This window comes from Dietzia sp. CQ4 (genome assembly GCF_014145125.1).
Classification (GTDB): domain Bacteria; phylum Actinomycetota; class Actinomycetes; order Mycobacteriales; family Mycobacteriaceae; genus Dietzia; species Dietzia natronolimnaea.
Map to the genome: position 1 here is coordinate 1 of NZ_JAALDZ010000275.1, position 2,915 is coordinate 2,915.

Annotated in this window: 2 protein-coding genes and 1 pseudogene; 1 reads left to right on the plus strand and 2 read right to left on the minus strand. The window is 71.7% G+C overall.

The features are described from left to right. Positions 1-497: pseudogene (locus tag G6031_RS14685) on the minus strand (lipid-transfer protein); the annotation flags it as partial. A 9-nt stretch (positions 498-506) separates the two neighbouring features. Then, complete coding sequence (locus G6031_RS14690; protein ID WP_235027390.1) at positions 507-1,547, minus strand: OB-fold nucleic acid binding domain-containing protein; 1,041 nt, start codon at positions 1,545-1,547, stop codon at positions 507-509. An 89-nt stretch (positions 1,548-1,636) separates the two neighbouring features. Between G6031_RS14690 and G6031_RS14695 the strand changes: the two genes are divergently transcribed. Further along, a complete protein-coding gene (locus tag G6031_RS14695; RefSeq protein ID WP_182653649.1) occupies positions 1,637-2,671 on the plus strand; it encodes an LLM class F420-dependent oxidoreductase in 1,035 nt (344 codons plus the stop codon). The last annotated feature ends 244 nt before the right edge of the window (positions 2,672-2,915 follow it).

The window sequence follows — 2,915 nt, forward strand, 5'->3', positions numbered from 1 at the left end:
ATCTCGCCCTCGGACCACCTGCCGGCGTCGATCCCCGCGCGGGCCTGCAACGCGGCCATGTGGTGGCGGCCGGGCCACAGCGGGGCCACGGTGTACGGGTCGAGCTGCAGCGCCAGCGCCGAGTCGAGGTCGGTGCTCGCCGAGGCCTTGCCGAACCCGTAGACCAACGCGGTGTCGGCCTGGCCTGTGGCGATCTTGAGGTAGGCCTCGAAGAACGCCCAGGCGGCGTCCATCTCCACGTGCGATTCGCAGATGGGAGGGAATGCGCCGATGGTGTCGACGGCGGAGATGAAGGAGAAGGCCCGGCCGGCGAGGTAGTCGGAGGAACCGGAGCACCAGAACTCGATGTCGGTGCGGTCCAGCCCGGTCTGCCGGTAACACTCGGCGAAGACGGGCGCGAGCATCTCGACACCGTTGGTGGTGCCGAAGGTGGACTCTGTGTGTCGGGCGTGGGCGAAACCGACGACGGCCACGTCCCGGGGTGCGGTGGGGGTCACGGGTGTCCTCTACAGGTGATCGGCGTAGGTGTCGGGGTCGGCGTCGGGATCGCCGGTCGGCTCGAAGTGCGTGATGGCCTTCATCGATGCCGGGCGGTCGGCCTCGGGTGTCCAGACCGCGCGCACCCGCATACCCATGCGCACCTCGGAGGCCTCGCAGCCGAGAACCAGGTGCTGGATGGGGACGTCGGACCCGTCCAGGAGGATGTACGCGGTGACGTACGGGGGCGTGATCTCCTGACCGGCGAACGGAACGTTGACGATGCCGAACGTGGTGACCGTGCCGACGCCGGAGACCTCCACGTACTCGCCCATGGCCACCCCGTCGGAGGGGCAGTAGTCGCGCGGCGGGACGTAGACCTCGGGTCCGTTGGAGCGACGCCGCCCGAGCACACGGCCCTGCACGATCGCCCGGAGGAACTCGCTCTCGGCGGGCCCCGCGGTGTGGGTCACCGAGAGGCCGATCGGGGTGACGACCATGGTGACGGGCTCGTCCCCGGAGGGCTGCGGGACCTCGTCGTCGTCGCCCTGATCGGTGCCGCCCGGGTCGTCCCCACCCGCCACGTCCACGGGGACCACGCACGCGATGTCGTGGATGGTCCCGGTCCGCTCGGCGGACCACCGTAGCCGCACGCGCATCCCCGAGCTCACGTCCTCGGGGCCGTCGGCGGCGAGGGGCAGCAGGATGGCGGTGTCGGCGCCGTCGAACCGGACCAGGGCCCAGGCGAACGGCGAGTCGAGCGGGTTGACGCCGGTGGGTTCGGGAACCCAGGTCCAGACGACGACGACGCCGTCGATCCCGGTCCCGGAGCCCACCTCGACGAAGTCCGTCAGGGCCTCGTGCGTGTGGGGGTCGAACTCCACCGGCGGCAGGTGCACGGCGCCGCGGGAGTCGCGGACCCCCACGAGTCGGCGGTCGCGCAGGCCGGTGAAGAACGCGCCCAGGACCGGTCCGGTCGACCGCGTGTAGTCGAAGGACGGGGCGAGCGGGGCCTCGAGCACGGCCTCGTCGGGCGGGGTGATGTCGACAACGATCTCTCTGGATGTCACGCCACAAGTAGAACACGTTCCACTGCGCCGTGTGTGACTTTGCGTGAGCCGGACACCGTCGCGGGGCGGTCTGGGTCACACTGGTCCCCATGAAATTCGCCTTGCAGCTCGGATACTGGGGCGCCCAGCCGCCCACCAACCACGCCGACCTCGTGGTGGCCGCGGACAGGGCGGGGTTCGACACCGTCTTCACCGCCGAGGCCTGGGGTTCGGACGCGTTCACCCCGCTCGCCTGGTACGGCTCGCTCACCGAACGCATCCGCCTGTCCACGGCGGTGGTGCAGCTGTCCGCCCGGACGCCCACGGCCACCGCGATGAGCACCATGACCCTGGACCACCTCTCCGGTGGCCGGTTCTGCCTGGGCCTGGGCGTCTCCGGTCCGCAGGTGGTGGAGGGCTGGTACGGCCAGCCGTTCACCAGGCCGTTGGCCCGGACGCGGGAGTACATCGACATCATCCGCGCGGTGCTCCGCCGCGAGGCCCCCGTGACCTCCGACGGGCCCGCGTACGCCCTGCCGTACCAGGGGCCGGGCGCCTCCGGACTGGGCAAACCGCTCAAGTCGATCCTCCACCCGCTGCGCGAGGACGTGCCCATCTGGCTGGGGGCCGAGGGGCCCAAGAACGTGGCACTCGCCGCCGAGATCGCGGACGGGTGGCTGGGGTTCCTGGCCTCGCCGCGGACCGCGCACGAGTTCAACGCGTGGCTCGACGAGGGCTTCGCCCGACCCGGCGCGCGGCGGACCCGGGAGGACTTCGAGGTGGCGTTCCTGTGCCAGCTTCACATCACCGACGACAGGCGCGCGGTCCTCGACGCGTACAAGCCGTTCACCGCGCTCTACGCCGGCGGCATGGGCGCGGAGGAGAAGAACTTCCACGCCGAGGCGTTCCGCCGGATGGGCTTCGCCGACGACGTCGACCGCATCACCGAGCTGTTCCGCTCCGGGCGCAAGGAGGAGGCCGCGGCGGCGGTCCCGGACGAGATGGTCGAGGCCACCGCGATCATCGGCGACGAGGACTCGGTGCGGTCGCAGATCGCCGAGTGGGAGGCCGCGGGTGTGACCATGCTCGTGGTGACGGCCCGCTCGGTGGAGGAGATCGAGTCACTGAGCCGGTTGATGGACTGATCACCGGCGGGACGGTCCGCGGGAGGGACGGTCCGCGGGAGGGGCGGCCGGGGGGGTTCCGCCGGGCGGTCAGCGGGGCGGGTTGACGCGCACCGGCTCGCCGGCGTGGTCCACCACGAGGAAGCCGCTCTGGTGGACGTCGTTGCTCACGTGGACGGTGTAGGTCGGCCGCCCCGCCTCGTCCGCCGCGACGCTGAGGAAGGCGCCGGTCTCGCCGGCGATCCCGAGGGTCTCGGGGGCGCCG

What these genes read in the sequence shown, in the direction of transcription:
- G6031_RS14695 (WP_182653649.1), top strand. Translation starts at nt 1,637, where the DNA reads ATGAAATTCGCCTTGCAGCTCGGATACTGGGGCGCCCAGCCGCCCACC.